Source organism: Streptomyces sp. NPDC008139 (assembly GCF_042957025.1).
Taxonomy (GTDB): domain Bacteria; phylum Actinomycetota; class Actinomycetes; order Streptomycetales; family Streptomycetaceae; genus Actinacidiphila.
Genome location: NZ_JBIBHM010000014.1, coordinates 178,659 through 202,049 on the forward strand (window position 1 = coordinate 178,659; position 23,391 = coordinate 202,049).

Here is a 23,391-nt window from a genome sequence, read left to right on the forward strand (position 1 = left end):
GCCTCCCGTGACGTAACTCCCCTGGCGCAGCGTAGGCGGCGGGCGGCGCCGACGCACACGCGGGTGGGGGTCACGGGCCCGGCTTCACCCGTTCGCGGGGGCGGCCCGGTGCTCCCGCCTGCGCGGGAGCACCGGGCCGCCGTCACCGTGGGTTCACGGTGAGGGGATCAGCGGGTCAGGGATAGGACACGACATTGCTGGGGGTGGTGTTGGACGCGGTGACCGCTCCGGTGTCGTTGATGACGTGGGTGATGGTGCCCACGCCGCCGAGCGAGACGGTCAGCGCGCTGTGGAATTTCACGCCGGAGGTGTTGGGCACCTCGAACGCGTGGTAGCTGTTCACCGCCGGGTTGACGTTGAAGTAGCAGTAGCTGCCGAGCCCCCACGCCTCATGGCTGGTGACGTTCGCGCCGACCTTGTAGGCGGCGTATCCGTTCTGACCGTTGGGGTTGACCCAGGCGGCCTGGTTCGGCGGGTCGTACGGCATCTCGTTCTGGAAGAAGATCGTCTTGCCGCCCTGGCCGTTCCAGACGACCTCGTACTTCTGGTAGTGCTCGACGAACAGTCCGGTCGCGAGCACATTGGCGCCGTTGACGATCAGACCGGTGTCGGCGGTGTTGGACGTCCAGCCGACGCCGCTGCCGTGGTCGGCCCGCCAGGCCCAGATGTGGTCGATGATCGTGTTGGCGCTGTTCACGATCAGGCTGGTGGTGGCCTTGCCCGCGACCTGGCCGCCGATCCGGAAGAAGACGTCCTGGACGGTGGTCGGGTTGGCGGCGTGGCTCGCGGTGGAGCCGGAGGGGCCGACGGTCAGCAGCGCGGCGGAGTTGGTGGTGCCCGCGTCGAAGAGCAGACCCTTGAGCCGTACGCCGTCCACGTCGGCGACCTGCATCGCGTTGACGCCGTTGTCGGGCACGAACGTCGGGTAGCCGATGCCGAGGATGGTGGTGTTGGCCTTGGTCACGTTGAGCGTCTGGTTGAGGTGGTAGACGCCGGGGGTGACGAAGAGGTTGCAGCCCTGGGACAGGGCGGTGTTGATGGTCGCGGCCGTGTCCCCGGCCTTGACCACGTAGAACTGGCTCATGGGCAGCGAGGTGCCGGGGGTGCTGCCGTTGGCCCAGCTCGGTCCGGACGCGTTGGTGCGCAGCGACGGCAGGAAGACCCGGTACTTGCCCGCGCTGTCGACGTACAGGTACGGCACGTCACGGGAGACCGGGGTGGTGGCCAGCGTGGTCTCCGGCGGGTTCGGGAAGGTGTTGGCCGGGGCGCCGTTGACGCCGGAGAAGACCATGTTCCACACGCCGCCCGCCCAGCTCCCGAGGTTGCTGTCGCGGGTGTACCACTGCTGCTGCGAGACGGACGCGGCCTGGCCGCTGACCTTGGTGTCGGCGATGTAGCCGCCGCTGGCGTAGCCGTAGCTGGCCGGGTAGAGCGCGAGCCCGCCGTGCACGTCGATCCGGCGGAAGGGCGCGGCCTGCGCGACGGCCCAACGGTCGGTGCCGCTGGAGGGGTTGATCGCCAGATTCTCCGCCGAGCGCCAGAAGTTCTGGGTCGCGTTGCCCGCGTCGGAGGCGTTGAAGGCGTCCACGGTGACGTCACCGTTGATCGTGACGTCGTCGGGGTTCTGGCCGAGACCGGCCACCGAGGTGTAGAAGCCGACGTTGTCGGACACGTTGTACGTGCCCGGCTTGAAGAGCTGCGCGACCCGGTTGTTGCTGAACTGCGCGGTCTGGGTGTCCTTCTGCTGCGCGAACTGCGCGTCGAGCTGCGCCTGGATGGTGGCGCTGGACATCGACGGGTCGTAAATGTGGACGCTCGACCCGAAGTTGGGAGTGTCCGACTGCGTCGGGCAGCTCGCCGAGGTCGAGCCGATGGTGTAACTGGCGGTGGCCACGGCCGAGTTGGTGGACCCGGACTTGATGCCGATCGCCTTGACCGTGGTGCTCGCCGAGATGTTCAGCGGAGCGCTGTAGAGCGTGGAGGAGGCGGTCGGCGTGGAGCCGTCCAGCGTGTAGCGGATGCTCGCGCCCGAGGTGGCGTCGGATATCGTCACGCTCTGCGCCGAACTGAAGGTGCCGCCCGCCGGGCTGAACGTCGGCGTGGCGACGGTCGTTCCGGTGCCGCCGGTACTGCCGCCGGTCGTACTGCCGCTGCCCTGGGTGTACGAGAAGTGCGGCGTGTCGTACTGCGGGCCGCTCTTCTCGTACGTGAACCAGTAGTCGAGCACGGTGCCGGTGGTCAGCGAGCTGACGGTCTGGGTCCAGACGCCCGCGTTGTTGGTCATCCGGACGTTCTGCTGATTCGCGCCGTTGACCAGGTAGTGGACGTCGACGTAGGCGGCGGCCGTGGTGGGCTTGAACGTGATCTGCGCCTGCGTGGCGTTCAGTTGGGCGACGCTCTGCGTGTAGTCGGACGCGTCCGCCGAGGCGGTTCCGACGGTCTGGGTGAGGCCGATGATCCCGGCCAGAACGAGGACGAGGGCCCCGAGCAGGGCGACCACGCGTCGCTGCCGACGCGGCGTGCCCTCGGTACGGGCGGGGAGGATGGATCTGCGCATGTGTGGGGGTCCTTTCGCCTGGGTTCGCGAAGTGAACACCAGGGTCAGCGCGGAGATGTGGGGGTGGATCGCGCTCGGCACTGCACATTCAGGGCCAAGATCCCGCCTTGGCCCTTTGATTCAGTCTCTTGAAAACGCTCTCAATCTGCGGATGGCGGTAATCCCGAATCCGTAAGGCAGTGTCAAGTGGCCATGGCGAGCCGTCAAGCACATGCACCGGATTCACACAGTGAACGATTCGAGTGGGGCGTGCGGGCGGCGTGGGATCCGTGGTGCGCCGCCCCGGTCACGCCGTGCCCGCGGTCATCCCCTGCCCCCGGCTCACGCCCTGCCCCGGTCACGCCCTGCCCGCGTCGTCGCGGGCCAGGAACGGGCGCAGGAGCGCGAGCAGGGCGCGCGGCCGGTGCAGCGGGATGATGTGGCCGCAGTCCTCGATGAGGTGTGCGGTGAGATCGTCGGCCAGGGGGCGCAGTTGGCGTGCGAGCACGTCGCCGACCGGCTGAGCGCCCAGGGCCATCGTCGGCACCGTCAGGCGGCCGGCGGCGACCGCCTGGCCGATCCGCGCCGCACTCTCGGGCAGGGCGCGGTAGTACGAGAAGGCGCGGCTCAACGCCTCGCGGCCGGTGTACGCGCGCACGAACGCCTCCCGAAGAGCGGGGCGTACTCCCTCGCCGAGCGTGCCGGAGCGCAGGAACCAGTCGACGTATTCGGCTTCGTGGCCCTCCAGTACGGTCTCGGCGAGGCCGGGCGCCGCGCGGTGGAAGCCGAACCACCACGGCGGTCCGGCGACGAGGAAGTCCTCGGCGCCGGGCAGCGCGCCCAGCAGGGATTCCATGACGACCAGGCGGCGGACGAGGCCGGGGTGGCGCAGGGCGAGGAGGAAGGCCGCGGGAGCGCCCGCGTCGATGCCCACCACCGCGGCGGAGGACACGCCGAGCGCGGCGAGGAGCGCCGCGGCGTCCTCGGCCAGGGTGCCCGCGTCGTACCCGGACGCGGCCGGACCACTCGCGCCGAAGCCGCGCAGGTCGGGCGCGATGACGCGGTAGCGGCCGGTCAGATCGGCCATGACGTCCGTCCACACCTCCCAGGTGTGCGGGAAGCCGTGCAGCAGCAGGACGGCGGGACCCGATCCGGCGAGGGCGACGTTCAGTTCGACACCGTTGACGGGCACGCGGCGCAGTTCGGGCATGACGGGACTCCAGGAGTGGTAACCGATGGTGACAAGATCACGCTAGGGAACTAACCTGGTCCGCCCAAGACGGCACTTTCCCCTCAGGTGGTGAGCCCCAGGTGACCACGTCCAGGCCCGACGCACCGGGCACGTCCGGGCCGCGGCCCGGCGACCGCGGTGACCTGCTGGATCCGCGCTGCCCGACCCGCCAGCTGCTCGACCGCATCGGCACCAAGTGGACGTCGATGGCGGTCAAGACGCTGGCCGAGCAGGCTCCGGGCGAGGTCCGCTTCGCCGAACTGCGGCGCCGTATCCCCGGCATCTCGCAGAAGATGCTGTCCGCCACCTTGCAGAGCCTGGTCCGCGACGGCCTGGTCACGCGCCGCGTGGAACCGACGGTGCCGCCCGCCGTCCACTACCGCCTCACCGACCTCGGTCTGTCCCTCGAACGCCCCCTCGCCGCCCTGCGCGACTGGGCCGAGACCCACATGCCGGAGATCGACCGCAACAACCGGCTCGCCGACGGGCCGTCTCCCGACTAGGGCCTGTCCGGCGGATCATGGGCGGTCCAGGCGGTGCCTGGTGCTCCCCCGGACTCCGTCCCGGCGGACCCCCTGAGCGCAAGGCGCCGGGATGCCCGCACAGCGGAGCTATTCGGGTATTCAGGCAACGCGGCGGGCGTGCGTGCCAGGCGCCGTCGCTCACCGCTGGGGGCTCAGGCCCGCCACCGACAGGTCGAAGAGTTGGCGGGCGCGGGCGGCGGGGTCGGGGGCGTGCTCCGTGGCCAGGGCGATGCCGACCAGCAGGGTGATCAGGTCGAGGGTGGTGACGTCCTCCGCCACCGCGCCGTCCCGCGCGGCGCGGCGGAGCAGCGGGCCCGCCGCTTCTTCGAGCGTGGCCGAGCAACTGTTGTTGTGCACCGGGTCGACTCCGGCGGCGTTGTAGGACAGCGCGGTGGCCAGACCGCGGGCGGAGACGCAGTAGGTGAGGACGTCGCCGAGCCACTCCAGCAGCGCGCCGCGGCTCTCGCCTTCGCCGGTCAGTTCGTGGGCGCGGACGCGCAGGGCCTCGATCCGCTCCCGGGAGACCGCCTCCAGCAGCGCTTGGCGAGTGGGGAAGTGCCGCCGCACGGTCGCGGAGCCGACCCCCGCCGTGCGGGCGATCTGTTCCAGCGAGGCGTCGGCGCCGTGGGCGGCGACTTCCTGCTGGGCCACGGTGAGGATGCGCGTGTAGTTGCGCCGGGCGTCGGCGCGCTGGCCATCCGGCATGGCCTACCTCCATGGTTGCCAAGTGGCGGGGTCCGCCATATCGTACCCGGTAGAGAAACGGCGGGCCCCGCCGTTTAGTCTCCGAGCGCACGAGCACCCGAGGAGCATCATGTCCGCACGCCCCGCACCGGTCCTGGTCACCGGCGCCACCGGCCGGCAGGGCGGAGCCACCGCCCGCGCCCTGCTCGCGTCCGGCGTCCCCGTCCGCGCCCTGGTCCGCGATCCGGCCACCGACCGGGCCAAGGCTGTCGAGGCGCTCGGCGCCGAACTGGTCACCGGCGACCTGCGCGACCGCGGCTCCGTGGTCCGGGCCGCGGAGGGCGTCCGCGCCGTCTTCTCCGTACAGATGCCCGAGATGACGGCGGAGAGCTTCGATTTCGAGGGAGAGGTGACGCAAGGCGTCAACCTCGTCGAGGGCGCGAAGGCCGCAGGCGTGCCGCAGTTCGTGCACACCTCCGTGACCGGCGCCGGTCAGCACACCGAGGCGCCCGGCTGGGCCGAGGGCCGCTGGCATTACATGGAACCCGTCCTGGGCGCCAAGAGCGCGATCCAGGACGCGGTCCGCGCGGCGGGTTTCCCCCACTGGACGCTGCTCAAGCCCGGCTTCTTCATGGAGAACTTCCTTCCGTCCATGGCGTTCCTGTTCCCGCGCGGCATCGAGGGCGGCCTGGTGAGCGTCCTCAGGCCGGACACCCATCTGTCGCTGATCGCGGTGGACGACATCGGCCGCGCCGCCGCGGCGGCCTTCGCCGATCCGGAGCGGTTCGACCGGGTCGAACTGGAGTTGGCGGGCGACTACCTGTCGATGACTCAGATCGCCGACGTCCTCTCGCGGGCCCTGGGCACGCACCTGCCCGCGCCGGACATGACAGAGCAGGAGGCGCTCGCCGCCGGAATGCCGGCCATGGCCGCCTCGCATGAATGGCTCAACGCGGTCGACCAGCCGGGCCGCCCGCAGTACGCGCGGGACCTCGGCATCCCGCTCACCGGCTTCGAGGAGTGGGCGCGGCGGCACATGGTGGCCGCGGCCTGAACCGCACCCGCGAGGCGAACGCGCCCGCACCGCGACCGGCCGGAGCCCGCGGTGAGCCGTCCCTCAGGCGCCGGGGAGGACGGCCGCGACGACCTTGCGGATCGCGGCGGGTGTCGGCGGCGGTCCGTTGCGGTCGGCGAACAGCAGATGGCCGGTGCCGATCAGGGTCGGGGCGAGGGAGCCGACGTCCGCGTCCGGCGCGAGGCGGCCGAGGTCGCGCTCGGCACGGAGGTAGGCGGCGATCATCTCCGCGGCCTGATGCAGCAGGGGGACCCCGGTCGGCATGGACCGGCGCAGGCGGGCGCGCAGGTCGTCCCGGAAGGTGATCAGGCTGACGATCGCGACCGCGACCGACTCGAACAGGCCCGTCAGCGCGTCGGCGACGTTGTCGGCGAGGGTTCCGGTCCCGGCGCGGGCGCGCAGATCCGCGGACCGCTGACCGACACGGGCGACGCGGTCCAGGACCAACTCGGCGAGGAAGTCGTCGAAGTCGGCGAAGTGCCGGTGCAGGACGCCTTTGGCGCAGCCCGCCTCGGTGGTGACCGCGCGGCTGGTCAGGGCGCTCGGCCCGTCCCGGAGCAGGATGCGCTCGGCGGCGTCGAAAAGCTGCTCCCGTACGTCCCGGATGGCTACCCCTGTCGGCACCGCGCGCCCGCCCTCGTCTCCTGCGTGAGCCGCACCCGATTGTCGAGTGGGCAGGCGCCCACCTAGAGTGGGCGCCTGCCCACTCTACCGGCCGAGCCACCGCGCCCGCCCATCGAGCAGCCCCATAGCACCGGCGGATGGCTGAGTCCTTCGGCGCCGACGCCGCACGCTACGACCGCGCCCGCCCCCGCTACCCCGAGGCTCTGGTGGAGCGGATCCGCACGGCCGCCCCCGGGCCCGACGTGCTCGACGTCGGCTGCGGCACCGGCATCGTCGCCCGGCAGTTCCTCGGCGCCGGATGCCAGGTGCTCGGGGTGGAGCCGGACGCGCGGATGGCCGACGTGGCACGGCGGTTCGGTGTCACGGCCGACGTCGCGACGTTGGAGGCGTGGGGCCCCGGCGGCCGGGACTTCGACGCGGTCGTGGCCGGTACGGCCTGGCACTGGATCGACCCGGTAGCGGGAGCGGCGAAGGCCGCGCGGGCGCTGGGGCCCGGCCGACGGAAAACCACAGGCCGCACGGCGGCCCAACTGCCTATATTCCTGACCATGCCCCAGATCGAACTGCTCCACCCGGACCACTCCCCCGCCCTGCTCGCCTTCGAGCGGGAGAACCGGGCCTACTTCGCCGCGACGATCCCCGACCGGGGCGACGACTTCTTCGCCCGCTTCGACGACCACCTCCGCGACCGGCTCGCCGAGCAGGAGACCGGCGCCTGCTACTTCCACGTCGTGACCGGCGCGGAGGGCGAAGTCCTCGGCCGGATCAATCTCGTCGACGTCGCCGACGGCGGCGCCGACCTCGGCTACCGGATCGCCGAACGCGCCGCGGGCCGGGGCCTGGCCACCTGGGCGGTACGGGAACTGTGCCGCACGGCCGCCACCGACTACGGGCTGACCGTCCTGCGCGCCGGAACCACCCTCGACAACGCGGCCTCCCGAGCCGTACTGGCCCGTACGGGCTTCACCGTCGTCGGCGAGCGCCAGTTCTCCGGCCGCCCCGGCCTGACGTACCGCCGCGCCCTCACGCCGTAGCGGACGGGGAGAGCTGTTCGCGCACCCACGCGGGATCGGGGTTGGTGTACGGCCGGCCCGCGACGACGACGGTCGGGACGGTCTCATTGCCCTCGTTGACCGCCCTCACCGCTTCCGCCGCGGCCGGGTCACGCCAGATGTTGACCCAGTGCAACCGGCGGGCACTGCGGCCGAGCCGGAAGCGCAGGCGCAGGCAGAATTTGCAGCCCGGCCGCCAGTAGACGATCGGCCGGCCGTCGGCGGCGCTGAGGCGTTGCGCCTCGGACGCGCCGATCGACCGGGGGAAGACCAGAGGCGAGTTCAGCCCGGCGAGCAGCACGAAGGCCAGCAGGAAGGTCGCGGCCCGGCCGGGGCTCCCGCCGAGGATCAGCCCGGTCGCGGCGGCCACGCCGCAGAGGACCAGCAGCATCGGCAGGAACCACGCACGCATCATGATCAGGCAGCTTATCGGTGCGGTGAACCGCCTCGCGGGCCAGGCCGCGGCTCGCCCGCGCGCCCACCGGACAACCGGACGACAGGACAACCGGAGTCGGCCTCGCGCGGGACGCGTCGCCGTCGGTCGACGACGCCGGTATTCGGTTTGCCGTCGGCCGACGGGCTCGGATAGGAAACGTGCATGCTCAAGGGGAACAAGGTCGGGCTGAGGGCCCGGCACGCGGATGACATCCCGGTCCTGCGGACCGAGCTCTACAACGACGTGGTCAACGCCGCGCGGGCCGAAGGCGGCCCGTGGCGGCCGGTCTCGCCCGAGTCGAAGGATCCGCGGCTGTTCGTGGACGACAAGGAGGAGGGGCACGTCGCCTTCTCCGTGGTGGAGTTGGACGGCAGCGCCCTGGTCGGCACCGCGACGCTCTGGGGTATCGACACCCACAACCGGTCGGCGCACATCGGATTGGGGCTGCTGCCGTCCGCTCGGGGGAAGGGCTACGGGACGGACGTGGTCGCGGTCCTGTGCCAGTACGGCTTCGTCGTGCGCGGCCTGCACCGGTTGCAGATCGAGACGCTGGCGGACAATGACGCGATGCTGCGCTCCGCCGAGCGGAACGGCTTCGTCCGCGAGGGCGTGCTGCGCTCGTCGGCGTGGGTGATGGGCGAGTTCCTGGACGAGGTCCTGCTCGGGCTCCTGGCCGAGGACTGGAAGCCCTCGCCAGGGGCCGCTTGAGGACGCGGGCACGGGCCGGTTTCACATGTGCTGCCCGTGGTGGTCCACGACGGCGGTGAGGACTCGGGCCAGCTCGGCGCGCTCCGGTTCGGTCAGCGGGGCGAGCACGTGGTCCTCCACCTCGGTCAGCAGTCCGTCGAGCTTCACGAGCCGGCGGCGACCCGGCCCGGTGAGCGCGATGATGTTCTGCCGGCGGTCGGCGGGGTTGGGCGAGCGTTCGAGCAGCCCGCTTTCGGCCAGTTCGTTGCGGCAGAATCGCACGTCTCACCCTCGACGGCGAATTCAGCGAATTCCCGCTGGACTCGACCGAGAGCCGCCCCACGGTCATCACTCCGGGCCCGGACGGGGCGCTCTGGTTCACCCTCCATCTGGCGAGCGCGATCGGCCGCGTCACCGTCGAGGGCGCGGTCGACCCGTACCCCCTGCCGACTCCGGGTGCCGCGCCGGTCGGCATCACCAGCGACGGGGTCGCCCTGTGGTTCGTCGAGATCGCGGCGGGGCAGATCGGCAGGATCACGACGGACGGGCGGATCGAGGTGTTCCCGCTCCCCGACCGTACGGCCAAGCCGCACGCCGTCGTCGCGGCCTCCGTGGGGGACTGCTGGTTCACCGAATGGGGAGCCAACCGCATCGGTCACCGCGCGGCGAGCGGCGAGATCACCGCGTACGACCTGCCGACCGCTTCGTCGCAGCCACACGGCATCACCGTGGGTCCGGAGGGCGCTGTCTGGCCGGCCCTGGAGGTGGGAGCCGTCGCACGGTTCGCGCCCGGAGGCGACCCGCCGCCTCGGCGGGGCCGGGCGGGTCGTCACCGGCCCCGCCCGGAAATCCGCCCGACAGACCGCGCCTCGCCCGCTGGGACGGTCGCGGCCGCTGAGCCGTATCGATCGCACCGCTTCAAGGAGGCCGTCCTGACCACGCAGAACACTCCGGGCACCGCGGACTTCCGCCCCGTGATCGACACCGCGCTGGTACGACGGCTGGTCGACAGACAGTTCCCGCAGTGGGCCGGACTTCCCCTGGAACCGCTCGGTGCGGCCGGTTCCGATCATGTGATCCACCGGCTGGGCCGGGAGTTGTCCGTCCGTCTGCCGCGGCACTCCGGCGCCGTCGGCCAGGCCGCGAAGGAGGCGCGGTGGCTGCCCCGGCTCGCCGCGCACCTGCCGCTGGCCGTCCCCGTACCCGTAGCTGTCGGACGGCCCGACCTCGGCTATCCGTGGCCGTGGGCGGTCACCCGGTGGCTGGACGGCGAGGTGGCCACCGTCGAGGGGCTCGGCGAATCGGCGGGCGCGACGGCGACGGGCGCCTGCGACGTGGGCCCGGTCGAGGCCGAGCGGCCGGTCTCGATCCGCTGACGGGCTCAGCGCGTAAGGGAGTTGACGCCCGTCCGGTCGGCAGACGCACCGTTCAGGCCGCGATACGGCGACGCCGCCGCGCGCGTCGACCGCGTGACGTCACGGAGCCCCAGGTGAGCGGGGAGGACACGTCCGCTCATACTGGGGCGACCGCAGACCCCGCACTCCTGGAGAAGTCACGTGATCGTCGTCGGTCTCATGTCGGGCACCTCGATGGACGGCCTGGATGTCGCCGTCGGTGAGTTCGGGTTCGACGGGGAGGTGCTGACGCTGCGGCCGCTCGGGGCCGAGGAGTACCCGTGGCCGCCCGAGACGCGGGAGCGGCTGCTCGGGCTGCTGCCGCCGTCCGCTGTCGGGCTCGCCGAGGTGTGCGAGGTGGACACGCTGGTGGGGCAGGCGTCCGCGGCGGCGGTCGTCAGGGCGATCGAGCGGTTCTCGGGCGGCCGGGCCGACCTCGTGGCCTCGCACGGCCAGACGGTGTTCCACTGGATCACCGACGGCCGCGCCCTCGGCACCCTGCAACTCGGCCAGCCCGCGTGGATCACCGAGGCGACCGGACTCCCCGTGGTCTCGGACGTACGGGCCCGCGACATCGCGGCGGGCGGCCAGGGCGCGCCGCTCGCCAGCACGCTGGACACGCTGTGGCTCGCGGACGACACGTCGGCCGGTGCCGGGACCGTACCGACCCGCCGGGCCGCGCTGAACCTCGGCGGCATCGCCAATGTGACGGTGGTCGGCGGCCGGGACGAGCCGGTCGTCGCCTTCGACACCGGCCCGGCCAACTGCCTGCTCGACGCCGCCGCCCGCCGCGTCACCGGGGGGCGCGCCGGGAGCGACCTCGACGGCCGCCTCGCGCTGGCCGGGACCGTACGCCCCGACCTGCTGGCCCGGCTGCTGGACGAGCCGTACTACCGGCGGGAGGCGCCGAAGTCCACCGGCCGCGAGCTGTTCAGGGCCGACTACGTCGAGCCGCGGTGCGCGGGGCTGCCGCCGGTGTCGGACGAGGATCTGATGGCGACGCTCACGGAGCTGACGGCCGTCACCGTCGCGGACGCCTGCCGCCGGTACGGGCTCACCGAGGTCGTCGCCTCCGGGGGCGGGGTGCGCAATCCGGCGCTGATGGCGGCGCTGCGCGAGCGGCTGAGCCCCGCGCTACTGGTCACCAGTGACGAGCGCGGGCTGCCCGCCGGGGACAAGGAGGCGTATCTGATGGCGCTGCTGGGCTTCCTCACCTGGCACGGGATTCCCGGTGTGGTCCCCGGCGCGACCGGCTCCGCGACCCCGCGGGTACTGGGCCGGATCACTCCGGGCGACGCGCCGCTCCGGCTGCCGGAACCGGCCCCGAGCCCGCGCCGCCTCGCCGTACTGCCGCCGGTCTGAGCCGGACCGTCTGGCGACGGCCCACGGTCCGCGGGGGCACACGCCGGCCGTGGTCGGCATCGCCTTGCGCGTACCGCCGTTGAGCCGGTGCGCCGATGAGCGGCCGATCAGGCGCGGTCGTGGAGCGTGATCTGGTAGCCGTCGGGGTCGGCGAAGGTGAACGTCCGGCCGAAGGGGCCGTCGACCGGCGCGGAGACGATGGTGTGACCGTCGGCGACGAGAGCGTCGTGGACGGCCTGGACGTCGGTGGCGTGCAGCCAGATCGCGGCACCGATGCCGGGCTGGGCAACGGACGCGAGATCGGTGCTGGGAACGATGTCGCTACTCCTGCCTGGAACTGCTGGCTCAACGGCCGGCCCTGTCCAACTCCGAACTCGCACGCGGCGCGTTCGTCACACGGCAGTCGATGAACGTGCTGCTCCAGACCCTGGAACGAGACGGCTACGTGACCAGGCCCGCGGCGGCGCCCGTCGGGAAGGTCCTCCCCGCGCGCCTCACGCCGCGCGGCCGACGGAGCCTGGAGAAGGCGACCGTGGCCGTCCGGTCCGTCGAGGTGAGGATGCTGGCCGGCCTGACCGACACCGAGCAGTCAGGCGCGTTCCGGATCCTGCGAAGCGTGATCCATTCCCTGCGCGACACCAAAGCCGACAGCCCACGCGGTACTAGTTGACGCATCATCGACCGACATTTAGTGTCGGTGACACATCAACAAACTGGTGGTGGGCCGCCCGGCCGGCCCACCTCTTGCTCGATGCCGCGTCGAGAAGTCGGCGTACCGCCGGGGACCCGCATACGCGAAGTTCCAGAAGGGGTATCTCGTGGGTACTGAGAACAAGGCCGGACTCGGAGCGCTGCTGACACCCGAGGAGAGCGTGCTCGCCCTCATCGACCACCAGCCGTTCCAGGTCGCCAACCTGCACAGCCACGAGCCGACGATGGTCGTCAACAACGCCGTCGGACTCGCCAAGGCCGCCAAGGTGTACGGCGTTCCGACCGTTCTGACCACCGTCCTGGAGGAGCGCGGCGGCCTTCTTCTCCAGGGTCTGCGGGATGTGTTCCCGGAGCAGAAGCCGATCAACAGGACCTTCATCAACACCTGGCAGGACGAGCGTGTCGTGAACGCCGTCAAGGCGACAGGGCGTAAGAAGCTGATTCTCGCCGGCCTCTGGACGGAGATCTGTGTGGCCATGCCGGCGATACAGGCGGCGGGCGAGGGCTTCGAGGTCTACGTCGTCACCGACGCGTCGGGCGGTGTCTCGAGGGAGGCGCACGACATGGCGGTGCAGCGCATGATCCAGGCGGGCGTGACCCCGATCACCTGGATGGCGGTGCTGGGCGAGTGGCAGCGCGACTGGGCCCGCGAGAAGACCGTTCAGGGCGTCGCCGAGGTCCAGGCGCAGCACGGCGGTGCCAGCGGTGTGGCTTTCGCCTGGGAGATGCAGCTTCTGGCCACGCCCGCCGGAAACGAAGCCTGACGCCACTGCCGTTGTGTGAAGTTCGTTCGGTACGACGACGGAAGGACTGGCGACGGAAGGACTGGCGACGGGCCGCCGGAGATTCCGGCGGCCCGTCGGCAGTTGACCTTCCGTCCCTCACCGCTTCTCGGCGGTTCGCAACGCCGCCGCGGCAGGTGAGCTGGCTGCCGCGTTCCAGCTCCGTGCCACTTCGTCGGTGCCCCCTCCCGCGACGCGAACTACAGTCCTTCCTCTTCCAGCGCCTCGGCTCCCGCGCCGCATCCGTCAGCCACCGTCACTTCGAGAGGAAGTCGCGCAGCGCGGTGTTGACCTCGTCGGCGTGGGTCCAGAGCAGGCCGTGCGGTGCTCCTTCGACCTCGACGTAGTCGGCCTCGGGGAGCGCCTTGTGGAATCGACGGCCAGTGGCGTCGATCGGGAGGATGTTGTCCTTCGTTCCGTGCAGGATCAGCGCGGGCTTGCCGCTCGCACGGACCGCCTCGACATCGGCGCGGAAGTCCTCGATCCATGCCGGGACCACGGCGTACGCGGCCACCGGAGCGCTGAGGACCGCGACGTTCCAGCTACCGGTCACGGCCTCCTCGCTGATACGGGTGCCGAGGTTCTCGTCGAGGTTGTAGAAGTCCGCGTAGAACTGCTTGAACCAGGCGTACCGGTCCGCCTTCGCGGCCGCCGCGATGCCGTCGAACACTTCCTGCGGCACGCCGTCGGGGTTGTCGTCGCGGGCGACGAGGAACGGCTCCAGTGAGGCGAGGAAGGCGAGCTTCGCGACACGCTCATGACCGTGCCGGCTCACGTAGCGGGCGAGTTCCCCCGTGCCCATCGAGAAACCGACAAGGACGACGTCCCGCAGGTCGAGAGTTTCGAGGACCGTGTTCAGGTCGGCGGCGAAGGTGTCGTAGTCGTAACCGGAGTTCACCTTCGACGACTGGCCGAAGCCTCGGCGGTCGTAGGTGATGACCCGATAGCCCTGGGCCAGCAGTTCGCGTGTCTGACGTTCCCAACTGTGCCCGTCCAGCGGGTAGCCGTGGATCAGGACGACCGGCTGCCCGGAACCCTGGTCCTCGTAGTAGAGCTCGACCGGCGTGCTGTTCTCCGTGCCGACGGTGATGTAACCCATGGTCTCTTTCCCTTTCCGGCCGACGAACCGAACGCCGACCCGTGTCTTTGAGCCCGATGGCTCGACTTCTGTGCGAGAACTCCGTTTCATCGGCGGCGAGTCGGACGATTCCCCGCTCCGTCGCCGACCGCTTCCCGTGCCGGGCCGTCCCGCGGCGGATGCACGGCCTGGTCCACGGTGTCCACGACGGTGACGCGGCCACCGTCGCCGGGATCGGGATCGGGCATGATCGATTCCGGGTCGGCGAGATACACCTCGTGACCACTCAGCGTCAGCCGACGCACGACCTCCAGCAGCACGCGCCGCGCCACGTCGTCCATCGAATGGACCCTCGTCAGGTCCAAGGCCACCCTTACGGCCGAAGGCGGAACGGCCATGGCTTCCTGAACGACCCTCTCGGCCGCGGCGAAGCCGATGCCACCTTGCAGTTGCAGGACCCGGAGCGCGTTCGGTCCGCTGCCCACGGCGTGGTGGGACCGCACCACCGCACGCGCGGCGGCGGGGACCTCCATCACGTGCAGTCCCATGTCCGCGGAGAATCGTTCGAACAGGGACACCCCGCGAACGCTGTTCCCGTGACGATCCAGGCGTGGTGAGAACGTGGCCATGCCGATCTGTCCGGGGAGCGCGCCGATCAGGCCCCCGGCCACCCCGCTCTTCGCCGGAATGCCGACCTGGGTCGCCCAGTCGCCGGCGGCGTCGTACATGCCGCAACTGAACATGACGCTCAGCACCTGTCGTACCACCGATTCCGGAACCACCTGCTCACCCGAGAGGGGGTTCATGCCCCGGTTGGCCAACGTCGCGGCCATCATGGCCAGATCTCGCGTGGTGACGCGCACGGAACACTGCCGGATGTAACCGTCCACGACGGCCTCGGGGTCCTCGGTGAGGACGTCGTGACTGCGCAGCATGTGGGCAATGGCGAGGTTGCGGTGCGCGTGCTCCATCTCCGACGCGCACACCGCCTCATCCGGCGTGAGCCGACGACCGGCGAACGCCGAGAGGCCGTGGAGCACGCGTTCCACGCGCTCTGCCGGAAGCAGGTTCTCCGCGCCGGCGAGTGCGTGCACGGTGATCGCACCGGCGTTGATCATGGGATTGAGAGGGCGCCCCGTATCGCTCTCGAGTGAGATCTCGTTGAACGCCTCTCCGGACGGCTCGACACCGACTTTGGCGAGCACGGAGTCGAATCCGCGATCGGCCAGCGCCAACGCGTAGACGAACGGCTTGGAGATCGACTGGATCGTGAAATCGACGTCGATGTCACCGGCGCCGTAGACCTCTCCATCGACCATGGCGAAGGCAGCGCCGAGGCGATCGGGGTTCGCCGCTGCCAGCTCCGGGATGTACTGCGCGGGTTCTCCGGACGTGTTCGACTCCACGTCCCGCAGTGCCTCCGCCAGATAGTCGGGAATGATCGACCGCATTCGTCCTCCATGCGCAATCGGCGTCGGGCGCGACGGTTTGTCTGACTGTCCTTCCACAGAGAAGAAGGCGCCGAGGTGACCGCGGTTTTCCGGTCCGGTCGAGGCGCCGCTGTTCTTCTGCGACGAGTGCTCAAGCAGCCGTGCCGGACTCGGGGGCGGCGGTGAGCGCGCGGAGCCGGTCGATGTCGACATTGGCTCCGAAGGCGGGGGTTCCGGGCTCAAGCCGGACGCCCGCCGCAAGGCCGCCGATGGCGAGGGGGTCGAATCCGAGTGTGGTGATCAGGTCAGCGACGACGGCGAGATCCTCGGGCGAGTCACCGGCGATCGCGATGGCCTTGCGTCCGAGGGAGCCGACTGGACGGGCCCCGTCCTCGAGATCGTGGTAGCCCATGTGGTTGAGGGCCTTCACGACACGTGCGCCCGTCAGGAACCGCTGAACGGCCTCGCTCGACGACGTACCGGGCGGGAGGATCTCGTCGCGGGGACCGTCGACCTCCCACCAGTGGTTCATCGCGTCGACGACCAGCTTGCCCTTCAGCTCCGTGACCGGGAGGTCACGGTGTTTGCCGAGCGGGAGGGCCAGGACCACCACGTCGGCGGCATCGACGGCCTGGGCCGGCCATACGGCGGTCGCTCCGGGCGTGAGGACTCTGGCGGTGAGCGCGACCTTGGAGGGGTCGCCGGACCCGGAGATCAGGACTCGATAGCCGGCGGCGACCGCCAGGCGTGCCAGGACAGTGCCGACCTTCCCGGCTCCCAGGATTCCGATCGTGGTGACAGGGTCCGTCATCGCGTGGCTCCCGCCGAGGCCGCGGGCCGCTCGGACAGGAGTTCACGGACCCGAGGGATGACCTGGGTGCCGTACAGCTCGACCGAACGCAGACGCGCGGAGGCCGAAACGGTGCCGGCGGCGGAGTAGATCATGTCGAACCGGCCCGCGTCCAGGACCCGGACGGCGTGGGCGATCCTGGCCGCGACCGTCTCGGCCGAGCCGACGTACAGCGACCCGCGGTCCACCTCCGCGTCGAATTCCTCCCGGCGGAGCGGCGGCCAGCCGCGCTGCCTCCCGATGCGGTCGCGGATCTCCTTGTACCCGGGGTAGAAGAGCTCCTTGGCCTCTTCGTCGGTGGAGGCGACGAAGCCGGGCGAATGGGTCCCGATCGGCTGCGCCGTTGTGCCGAACTCGTCGCTGGCCCGCCGGTAGAGATCCACGTAGGAAGCGAACCGGTCGGGAGCGCCGCCGATGATGGCGAGCATGAGCCGGAAGCCGTATCGCGCCGTGCGGAGCACGGACTGCGGTGTCCCGCCCACCCCTACCCAGGTGTTGAGACGTCCCGACTCCGTCTTCGGGTACACGTCCGCATCGCGCAGGGCGGCACGCGTGGTGCCGTCCCAGGTGACCGGCTTCTCGTCCAGGAGCCGATGGAAGAGGTCGATCTTCTCCTCGAACAGCACGTCGTAGTCCTTGAGGTCGTACCCGAACAGCGGGAACGACTCGGTGAAAGAACCGCGCCCGAGGATCACCTCGGCACGGCCGTTGGAGAGCGCGTCGACCGTGGCGAACCGCTGGAACACCCGCACCGGGTCGTCCGAGGACAGCACGGTCACGCCCGAGGCGAGCCGGATGCGCCTCGTGGCCGTCGCGATGCCCGCCAGCACCGTCTCAGGGCTGGAGATCGCGTACTCGGGTCGGTGGTGCTCGCCCAACGCGACGACGTCGATACCGACCTGATCGGCGAGGACCGCTTCGGTCACCGCGGCGCGGATGGCCTGGGCGTGCGAGACGATGACGCCCTGGTCGTCCCGGGGCCGGTCCCCGAAGCTGTCGATGCCGAACTCGATTTGCGAAACGTCCATCGTGCTCACTCGCTCAACGCTTTCGTTGGGTCGGGGCATGGCGATGCGTGGTTCGTGACCGCCGGGCGGGACATCCGTCCCGGGCGACCTGGGCGGATTCCCCGCCGGTCAGGTGCAGCGACCGCACCGCCGTCGCTTTAGTTGACACGTAAACCATGCCACCCTCATGGTTGAGATGTCAACTAGATGCCGGTGCGGCGTGCTCGACGGCAATGGATGGACATTCCCGCTCATTCTTCCCCTTATCTTCGACTGTTGCCACATCAACTAAGCCTTGCTTAGGCTGAGTTGAGGTGCCAGAGAGACACAAGGGACACAAGAGAGATGGGGCGACATGAGTGAACCGGGTGGCCAGGAGTCATCGGAAGATTCCACCCGGAACGGGGAGGCCGGGCACAGACTTCCGGCCCCTGACGCGGATTCCTCGCCGGATGCGGGCCCGCATGGCCCTGCCGCCCACCGGCGGGGGCGGATGTGGCCCCGCCGGAGGGTACTCGCTCTCACCCTCACCCTCGTCGCGGTCGCGGCGACCGCGCTCGCGGCCGCTTCCGCGGCGACGACGGACACACCCAAGGACACAGCGGCACCCCTGAAGTGGGGACCGTGCCCGAAAGAAGCCGCAGCGCCGCGGTTGGAGTGCGCGACCCTGCAAGTCCCCCTGAACTACAGCCAGCCCGACGGTCGCCAGATCGAGATCGCGGTTTCCAGACTGGCCAGTGATCAGCCGTCCAAGCGCCGGGGTGTGTTGTTCACCAATCCGGGAGGCCCCGGCGCGGCCGGGCTCATCTATCCCGCCGCCCTCGCGGCCTTGGGCATGCCCAAGGAGGTGGTGGACTCCTACGACCTCATCGGGTTCGATCCCCGCGGCGCGGGCCGCAGTTCGCCGGTGACCTGCGACCTGACCGCGGAGCAGCAGGAGCGGGGCGCGTTCCCGACGTACGCCCGCAGCGCCGCGGACGTCACCCGGGAGGCGACGTACGCGCGTACCGTCGCCCGGCAGTGCACCGGCTCGCGCAGCGCGTGGATGCTGCCGCACACCACCACCGCCAACACCGCGCGGGACATGGACCGCATCCGGGCGGCCCTGGGCGAGCGCAAGATCTCGTACCTCGGAGCCTCGTACGGCACCTCGCTGGGTTCGGTCTACGCCACCCTCTTCCCCACACGCGGCGACCGCATCCTCCTCGACAGCAATCTGGGGCCCCAGGGCTACGACGCCGGTGCTTTCCGGCTGGTCGCCAAAGGCATGGAGGAGCGCTTCCCGGACTTCGCGGACTTCGTGGCCGACCATCCCGAATACGGCCTGGGCACCACGTCCCGTCAGGTGACCGCGAAGTTCTTCGAACTCGCCAAGCGGCTCGACGACCATCCGGTCGGGGGTGTCGACGGGACGATGTTGCGCGGCAGGACGCTCGACGGTCTCTACGCCGACACGCTGTGGCCGGATCTGGCGAAGACCTGGCAGTCCCTCGACCAGGGCAAGCCCGTGCCCCCGGCCGCGCCGCCGAACGCGGAGAACTCCATGGCGGCCCGTCTCTACGTCCTTTGCGCGGACACCCGCTGGCCCACGAAGACCGGGGAGTACCAGCGTGACGTGGCAAAGGACCGACTGCTGTATCCGAAGCTGGGCGGGTCCACGGCCAATATCGGGCCCTGCGCTTTCTGGCCGCACACGTCCTACGAGCAGCCGGTGAAGATCGGCGACCGCGGCCCTTCGAACATCCTCCTCGTGCAGAACAAGCGCGACCCCGGAACCCCGCTGATCGGGGCCAAGAAGCTGCGCTGGGCGCTGGGCGGCCGGGCCACGATGGTGACCGCCGACGAAGGCGGACACGGTGTCTACCCCTTCGGCCGCAATACGTGCGCGAACGACGCCGTGACGACCTACCTGGTCGCCGGGAAGCTTCCGGCCCACGACACGACCTGTGCGGCCGAGCGGGCCTCATAGCGAACACGTACAACGGGCTGATTAGCGCCGGGTTCCCGAACTGGTTCGGGCGGCGATCAGCCCTCTCGGATCCGGTACCTGTGGCGTTCAGGACTGCTTGACGCGTCAATAATGACCTTCTAATGTAGATGACGCGTCAACCACATTCTTTCCGGTCCCGCCCGTCCGCCGCCGGTCCCACCGCGCGGTGTCGAGCGGCCGGCGCGCTGCCGGAGGCCCTCCGGAGCAGAGGTGGCGTAACCGGATACCACGAGGAGGACACATGGCGGTCGAAGTGAGGGACGCGCCCGAGGCGAAGCGCTACGAGGCCCGTGTCGACGGAGATGCCGAAGTGGCGGGCGTCGCGGAGTACATCCGTACGGCGGAGCTCATCGCGTTCGTGCACACCGAGGTCCGGACGGAGCACGAGGGGGCGGGAGTCGGATCCGCGCTGGTCCGTACCTCGCTCGACGAGGCACGTGCCGCGAACCTGCGGGTTCTGGCCACGTGCCCCTTCTACGCGGGCTGGATCAGCCGGCACCCGGAGTATCAGGACCTGCTCTACCAGTCCCGCAGCAAGGTCAGTGACTGACAAGCCGAGTACGGCAGGAACGGAGACGGGCGCGAGGATGAACAGCGGATCCGAGCAAAAGGCGTACCGGGCGGAGTCGATCACGGTGACGTTCGAGGCGCGGCGCTGCCTCCACGCCGCCGAATGCGTCCATGGTCTGCCCGAGGTCTTCGACCTGGAGAAACGACCGTGGATTCAGCCGGACAACGCCACGGCCGAGCGCCTGGCGGAAGTCGTCCGGCGCTGCCCCTCGGGCGCACTCCAGTACCGACTCGTCGAGGGTGGGGCGGAAACCCCCGACCGACCCACGACGATCACGCGCAGTTCCACCGGGCAGTTGACCGTCCGCGGGGAGCTGAGCGTGGAGACGCCGCAAGGGGTGCGCACCGAGACCAGGGCCGTGTTGTGCGGCTGCGGTCAGAGCCGCCTCCAGCCGTACTGCGACCACGCGGGGCCCTGCGGTCAGTGACACGGACCGGCGCCCCGGCCCCGCACAGTAGGGACACCGCTCGGCTGAGTTCTCGTCAGCAGCGCCGCGAACGGCTCCGCCCGCTCATGCGGCAGCGGTCGTCCGGATGCTTCCGTCAGCTTCTGTGCGGCCGACTTCGACCACCGCCTTGCCGTGGAGGGTGCGGGTGAGGAGCCGGTCGATCGCTTCGTCGACGCGGTGCCAGGAACCGCGCCACGCCACTGACGGAGTCAGCGCCCCCATGGCGACCCGCTCGCTCAACCAGCTGAGGTCGGGAGGCAGCGGAGCGCCGTCGAGCTGGTGGAAGGTGACGATGCTGCGGTTGTGACGCGCCGGACCGGCGATGAGGGCCCCCGGCGGGAACGACTCCGGCTCGGGAGCGACGTGCCCCAGGGCGACGAGCACCCCGTCCCGCTCCAGGAGGTCGAACGCCTCCACGAGGAACGCGCCACCGACACATTCGACGACTCCGTGCACGGATCCGGCGTACTCGGTGGGCCGAGAGACCACCTCGGCGGCACCGAGAGAGCGCAGCTCGTCGGCGTACGGCCCGGCCGAGCCGGTGACGGCGACGACCGTGGCCCCGCCCATGCGCGCGAGTTGCACCGCGTAGCGCCCGACTCCCCCGGTGGCGCCCGTGACCATGACGGTTCGGCCGAGGATGGGGCCGATGCGCCGTAGCGCGCGCAGAGCACTGTTGGCGGCGACCGGGATGGTGCTCATTCCGCCGAGATCCGCGCCCCGGGGAACCACACCGATCATCGCGGTGTCCGCGACCCTGTACTCGGCCCAGCCGTTCGCCTCGTCGAGTGTGATGACAGGCGTACCCACCGAGGGTCCGGAGCCGTCGCGAGCGGCTTCGACCACGTGTCCGGCCGCTTCCCACCCCGGAATGGCACCGTCGGGCAGTTCGCGCGCGGTCACGATCTCCCCGTAGTTGAGCGAGAACGCGTCTACCTTCACCAGGACCTGGGAAGGGCCGGGCCGAGGTGGTTCGGCCTCACCCACCCGGAGCGCCGTACCGCGTGTGTGGTCGACCATCAGTGCCCGCACGAAAGCTCTCCTTAATATGCCTCTGAGGGGCACATGCTACCAAGTGGCACATCGAGAGTTTCACGGTAGGCTGCACGAGTGGATGGCGCCAGACCGGTCGGAGGGCAGGGCGGAGCCCGGCCGGAGACACTCAGGGAGCGCAAGAAGGCGCAGACCCGCCGGGACCTCGTGGTCCATGCGCTGGAGTCCTTCACCCTGCACGGCGCGGATGCCGTCACCCTCGACGACTTGTGCCTTCAGGTAGGCGTCTCGAAGCGCACGTTCTTCCGGTACTTCACCAGCAAGGAAGACGTAGCGATGACGCCATTGCAGGATCTGTGGCGTGAGTTCCTGCGGCGGCTGGAATCGGAGCCGCAGTCCCGCGACGCCGACGCGACAGTCCTCTCCGTCCTGCGAGACACCTTGGTCGCCTCCATCCGCGAATGTGCGGCTCGGGACGCGAACTGGACCCGGCTCACACTCCTTGCGCTCGGGCTCGACGCCGTCCACCCGTCGTTCGCCGCGCACAATCTCCGGTTCTGCGACGAGGCCGTTCAGGCGGCGCTGAGCACCCTGGCACCGGTCCTGGGCATTTCGGACACGGACGATCCCAGGCCCAGGCTCCTGCTCGACCTCTTCCTCGTCGCCTCGCGTGACGCCCAACGAGTCTGGATGCGGCGTACGGAAGACGGCGACAGCGCGGAGAGTCTCGTCCTTCTCCTCAACCGCACCGTCGCCGCGCTCCCGGCGAGCCTCGAACTCAAGGCGCCTCACGACTGATCGCTCACGCGTTCACGCCGGCCGTCCCCACCGCCCGGCCCGCGACTCGGCTCGCACCAAGAACGCGCACCGCTCCGGCGCGCCCGTGTCTCGTCCACGTCAGATCTGGTTGGTGCCGCCGTCGACGTAGATGTTCGCGTCTGGACCCTCAAGGAGCTCGCCGAGATCAGCCGCATGCCGCGTTCCGCGTTCGCCCATGCCTTCAAGAGCCACGTCGGGGTCCCGCCGCTGGAGTACCTGATCCGGTGGCGCATCAGCCTCGCCCGCGACGCCCTCGCCCGCGACACCCTGTCGATCTCCGAACTGGCACGCGCCACGGGTTACCGGTCCGAGAGCGCGTTCAGCACCGCGTTCCGCCGCGTCGTCGGCTCATCGCCCGCACAGTTCCGGAACCAGGAACGGCAGTCGTCACGCTCGGCCGCGAACGGAAACCGAAGGAGCCGTCCCACGCTCAGCTGACCCCGCTCGCGCTCGCGACTCATACGGCGGATCCGCGGGCCTGACGTGGGGACATCGGGTCGCGTCCTCCCTGCCACGGGAGCAGGTGAGGTGTCAACAACATCGATAGACTGTGCGCATGGACGTGACGCCGCGCTGGCTCGAGCCGGAAGAGAAGGCTGCCTGGGACAGCTTCATCCGCATGCAGGAGACCCTCATCGGACGGCTGTCCCGCCACGTCCAGACCGACTCCGGAATGTCCGCGTCCGACTACATCGTGCTCTCCAGCCTCACCGAAAGGGGCGGGGGGCGCATGCGGTTCCTGGATCTGGCCAAATCCGTGGAGTGGGAGAAGAGCCGGATGTCCCACCAGGTCTCGCGGATGACGAAACGCGGGCTCACCGTCAGGGAGGAATGCCCCGACGACGGCCGTGGAGCATTCGTCGTCGCGACTCCCGCCGGCTACAAGGCCATCGAAGACGCCGCGCCGATGCACGTGGAGCGCGTACGGCGCCTGTTCGTCGACGCCCTGACCCCGAGTCAGCTCAGCACGCTCGCCCTGATCTCCAGAAGAATCCTGGACCACATCGAGAAGCAGCCGGACTGACCGGGCGTCACCGTCAGCTCACGTCCTGCTCGGCCGCCGAGGTCGCCGCCGACAGCCGACGCTTCCGCCCAGGCCATCCGCGC

At 70.3% G+C, this 23,391-nt stretch carries 23 protein-coding genes and 5 pseudogenes; 16 read left to right on the plus strand and 12 right to left on the minus strand.

Going from position 1 to position 23,391, the window contains the following annotated elements:
- Window positions 1–175 precede the first annotated feature (175 nt).
- A complete protein-coding gene (locus tag ACFZBB_RS28135; RefSeq protein ID WP_391127924.1) occupies window positions 176–2,557 on the minus strand; it encodes a chitobiase/beta-hexosaminidase C-terminal domain-containing protein in 2,382 nt (793 codons plus the stop codon).
- 337 nt (window positions 2,558–2,894) lie between these two features.
- Window positions 2,895–3,746, minus strand: a complete 852-nt coding sequence (locus tag ACFZBB_RS28140; RefSeq protein WP_391127928.1) for an alpha/beta fold hydrolase — start codon at window positions 3,744–3,746, stop codon at window positions 2,895–2,897.
- A gap of 101 nt (window positions 3,747–3,847) precedes the next feature.
- Here ACFZBB_RS28140 and ACFZBB_RS28145 point away from each other — a divergent pair, with 101 nt between their 5' ends.
- The gene (locus ACFZBB_RS28145) at window positions 3,848–4,270 is read left to right on the plus strand and encodes a winged helix-turn-helix transcriptional regulator (protein WP_391127931.1); all 423 of its coding nucleotides are present in this window, start codon (window positions 3,848–3,850) and stop codon (window positions 4,268–4,270) included.
- 159 nt (window positions 4,271–4,429) lie between these two features.
- On the opposite strand, the gene ACFZBB_RS28150 is transcribed toward ACFZBB_RS28145, so the two are convergent.
- Window positions 4,430–4,996 carry a TetR family transcriptional regulator gene (locus ACFZBB_RS28150; RefSeq protein WP_391127934.1) on the minus strand — a complete coding sequence of 189 codons (567 nt, stop codon included), beginning with the start codon at window positions 4,994–4,996 and terminating at the stop codon, window positions 4,430–4,432.
- 109 nt (window positions 4,997–5,105) lie between these two features.
- On the opposite strand from ACFZBB_RS28150, the gene ACFZBB_RS28155 reads away from it, so the two are divergent.
- Window positions 5,106–6,029, plus strand: coding sequence for an NmrA family NAD(P)-binding protein (locus ACFZBB_RS28155; protein ID WP_391127937.1), 924 nt, complete (start codon window positions 5,106–5,108; stop codon window positions 6,027–6,029).
- A 63-nt stretch (window positions 6,030–6,092) separates the two neighbouring features.
- Here ACFZBB_RS28155 and ACFZBB_RS28160 read toward each other — a convergent pair whose 3' ends face one another.
- Window positions 6,093–6,674: a TetR family transcriptional regulator gene (locus tag ACFZBB_RS28160; RefSeq protein ID WP_391127941.1), complete on the minus strand. Its 582-nt coding sequence runs from the start codon at window positions 6,672–6,674 to the stop codon at window positions 6,093–6,095.
- A 137-nt stretch (window positions 6,675–6,811) separates the two neighbouring features.
- Here ACFZBB_RS28160 and ACFZBB_RS28165 point away from each other — a divergent pair.
- Window positions 6,812–7,111: pseudogene (locus ACFZBB_RS28165) on the plus strand (class I SAM-dependent methyltransferase); the annotation flags it as partial.
- Between the two features lie 111 nt (window positions 7,112–7,222).
- The gene (locus tag ACFZBB_RS28170; RefSeq protein WP_391128061.1) at window positions 7,223–7,708 is read left to right on the plus strand and encodes a GNAT family N-acetyltransferase; all 486 of its coding nucleotides are present in this window, start codon (window positions 7,223–7,225) and stop codon (window positions 7,706–7,708) included.
- On the opposite strand, the gene ACFZBB_RS28175 is transcribed toward ACFZBB_RS28170, so the two are convergent.
- On the minus strand, window positions 7,698–8,141 hold the full coding sequence (locus ACFZBB_RS28175; RefSeq protein ID WP_391127944.1) for a glutaredoxin domain-containing protein: 444 nt from the start codon (window positions 8,139–8,141) through the stop codon (window positions 7,698–7,700). The genes ACFZBB_RS28170 and ACFZBB_RS28175 overlap by 11 nt on opposite strands.
- Window positions 8,142–8,324: 183 nt before the next feature.
- Between ACFZBB_RS28175 and ACFZBB_RS28180 the strand changes: the two genes are divergently transcribed.
- A complete protein-coding gene (locus ACFZBB_RS28180) occupies window positions 8,325–8,870 on the plus strand; it encodes a GNAT family N-acetyltransferase (protein WP_391127948.1) in 546 nt (181 codons plus the stop codon).
- A 21-nt stretch (window positions 8,871–8,891) separates the two neighbouring features.
- Here the strand turns inward: ACFZBB_RS28180 and ACFZBB_RS28185 are convergent, their stop codons facing one another.
- Window positions 8,892–9,131, minus strand: a complete 240-nt coding sequence (locus ACFZBB_RS28185) for a MarR family winged helix-turn-helix transcriptional regulator (RefSeq protein WP_391127951.1) — start codon at window positions 9,129–9,131, stop codon at window positions 8,892–8,894.
- On the opposite strand from ACFZBB_RS28185, the pseudogene ACFZBB_RS28190 reads away from it, so the two are divergent.
- From ACFZBB_RS28190 to ACFZBB_RS28200, 3 genes and pseudogenes are all read left to right on the plus strand, one after another.
- Window positions 9,122–9,640, plus strand: a pseudogene (locus tag ACFZBB_RS28190) (virginiamycin B lyase); the annotation flags it as partial. The gene ACFZBB_RS28185 and the pseudogene ACFZBB_RS28190 overlap by 10 nt on opposite strands.
- Before the next feature lie 141 nt (window positions 9,641–9,781).
- A pseudogene (locus tag ACFZBB_RS28195) lies at window positions 9,782–10,162 on the plus strand (phosphotransferase); the annotation flags it as partial.
- A 243-nt stretch (window positions 10,163–10,405) separates the two neighbouring features.
- Entirely contained in the window at window positions 10,406–11,605 is a 1,200-nt protein-coding gene (locus tag ACFZBB_RS28200) for an anhydro-N-acetylmuramic acid kinase (RefSeq protein ID WP_391127954.1), read from the plus strand.
- A gap of 107 nt (window positions 11,606–11,712) precedes the next feature.
- On the opposite strand, the pseudogene ACFZBB_RS28205 reads toward ACFZBB_RS28200, so the two are convergent.
- Window positions 11,713–11,925: pseudogene (locus ACFZBB_RS28205) on the minus strand (VOC family protein); the annotation flags it as partial.
- Between the two features lie 2 nt (window positions 11,926–11,927).
- Between ACFZBB_RS28205 and ACFZBB_RS28210 the strand changes: the two are divergent.
- Both ACFZBB_RS28210 and ACFZBB_RS28215 read left to right on the plus strand, forming a co-directional pair.
- A pseudogene (locus tag ACFZBB_RS28210) lies at window positions 11,928–12,275 on the plus strand (MarR family winged helix-turn-helix transcriptional regulator); the annotation flags it as partial.
- A gap of 148 nt (window positions 12,276–12,423) precedes the next feature.
- Complete coding sequence (locus tag ACFZBB_RS28215) at window positions 12,424–13,080, plus strand: isochorismatase family protein (RefSeq protein WP_391127957.1); 657 nt, start codon at window positions 12,424–12,426, stop codon at window positions 13,078–13,080.
- A 274-nt stretch (window positions 13,081–13,354) separates the two neighbouring features.
- Here ACFZBB_RS28215 and ACFZBB_RS28220 read toward each other — a convergent pair whose 3' ends face one another.
- From ACFZBB_RS28220 to ACFZBB_RS28235, 4 genes are all read right to left on the minus strand, one after another.
- Window positions 13,355–14,197, minus strand: a complete 843-nt coding sequence (locus ACFZBB_RS28220; RefSeq protein WP_391127960.1) for an alpha/beta fold hydrolase — start codon at window positions 14,195–14,197, stop codon at window positions 13,355–13,357.
- An 86-nt stretch (window positions 14,198–14,283) separates the two neighbouring features.
- Window positions 14,284–15,627: a glutaminase gene (locus tag ACFZBB_RS28225; RefSeq protein ID WP_391127963.1), complete on the minus strand. Its 1,344-nt coding sequence runs from the start codon at window positions 15,625–15,627 to the stop codon at window positions 14,284–14,286.
- A gap of 130 nt (window positions 15,628–15,757) precedes the next feature.
- A complete protein-coding gene (locus ACFZBB_RS28230) occupies window positions 15,758–16,417 on the minus strand; it encodes an NAD(P)-binding domain-containing protein (RefSeq protein ID WP_391127966.1) in 660 nt (219 codons plus the stop codon).
- The gene (locus tag ACFZBB_RS28235) at window positions 16,414–17,484 is read right to left on the minus strand and encodes an Atu2307/SP_0267 family LLM class monooxygenase (RefSeq protein ID WP_391127969.1); all 1,071 of its coding nucleotides are present in this window, start codon (window positions 17,482–17,484) and stop codon (window positions 16,414–16,416) included. Before ACFZBB_RS28235 ends, ACFZBB_RS28230 begins: the two co-directional genes overlap by 4 nt.
- A gap of 472 nt (window positions 17,485–17,956) precedes the next feature.
- On the opposite strand from ACFZBB_RS28235, the gene ACFZBB_RS28240 reads away from it, so the two are divergent.
- The 3 genes from ACFZBB_RS28240 (at window position 17,957) to ACFZBB_RS28250 (ending at window position 20,451) form a co-directional block, all read left to right on the plus strand.
- A complete protein-coding gene (locus tag ACFZBB_RS28240) occupies window positions 17,957–19,432 on the plus strand; it encodes an alpha/beta fold hydrolase (protein WP_391127972.1) in 1,476 nt (491 codons plus the stop codon).
- A 262-nt stretch (window positions 19,433–19,694) separates the two neighbouring features.
- Window positions 19,695–20,003, plus strand: coding sequence for an N-acetyltransferase (locus ACFZBB_RS28245; protein WP_391127975.1), 309 nt, complete (start codon window positions 19,695–19,697; stop codon window positions 20,001–20,003).
- Window positions 20,004–20,040: 37 nt separating this feature from the next.
- Entirely contained in the window at window positions 20,041–20,451 is a 411-nt protein-coding gene (locus ACFZBB_RS28250) for a (4Fe-4S)-binding protein (protein WP_391127978.1), read from the plus strand.
- An 84-nt stretch (window positions 20,452–20,535) separates the two neighbouring features.
- Here the strand turns inward: ACFZBB_RS28250 and ACFZBB_RS28255 are convergent, their stop codons facing one another.
- On the minus strand, window positions 20,536–21,504 hold the full coding sequence (locus ACFZBB_RS28255; RefSeq protein ID WP_391127981.1) for a zinc-binding dehydrogenase: 969 nt from the start codon (window positions 21,502–21,504) through the stop codon (window positions 20,536–20,538).
- A 168-nt stretch (window positions 21,505–21,672) separates the two neighbouring features.
- Here ACFZBB_RS28255 and ACFZBB_RS28260 point away from each other — a divergent pair, with 168 nt between their 5' ends.
- The 3 genes from ACFZBB_RS28260 to ACFZBB_RS28270 all read left to right on the plus strand — a co-directional run bounded on the left by ACFZBB_RS28260 (window position 21,673) and on the right by ACFZBB_RS28270 (window position 23,308).
- The gene (locus tag ACFZBB_RS28260; protein WP_391127984.1) at window positions 21,673–22,263 is read left to right on the plus strand and encodes a TetR family transcriptional regulator; all 591 of its coding nucleotides are present in this window, start codon (window positions 21,673–21,675) and stop codon (window positions 22,261–22,263) included.
- A 174-nt stretch (window positions 22,264–22,437) separates the two neighbouring features.
- A complete protein-coding gene (locus tag ACFZBB_RS28265; protein ID WP_391127987.1) occupies window positions 22,438–22,722 on the plus strand; it encodes a helix-turn-helix domain-containing protein in 285 nt (94 codons plus the stop codon).
- 118 nt (window positions 22,723–22,840) lie between these two features.
- Window positions 22,841–23,308, plus strand: a complete 468-nt coding sequence (locus ACFZBB_RS28270; RefSeq protein ID WP_391127990.1) for a MarR family transcriptional regulator — start codon at window positions 22,841–22,843, stop codon at window positions 23,306–23,308.
- Window positions 23,309–23,391 lie beyond the last annotated feature (83 nt).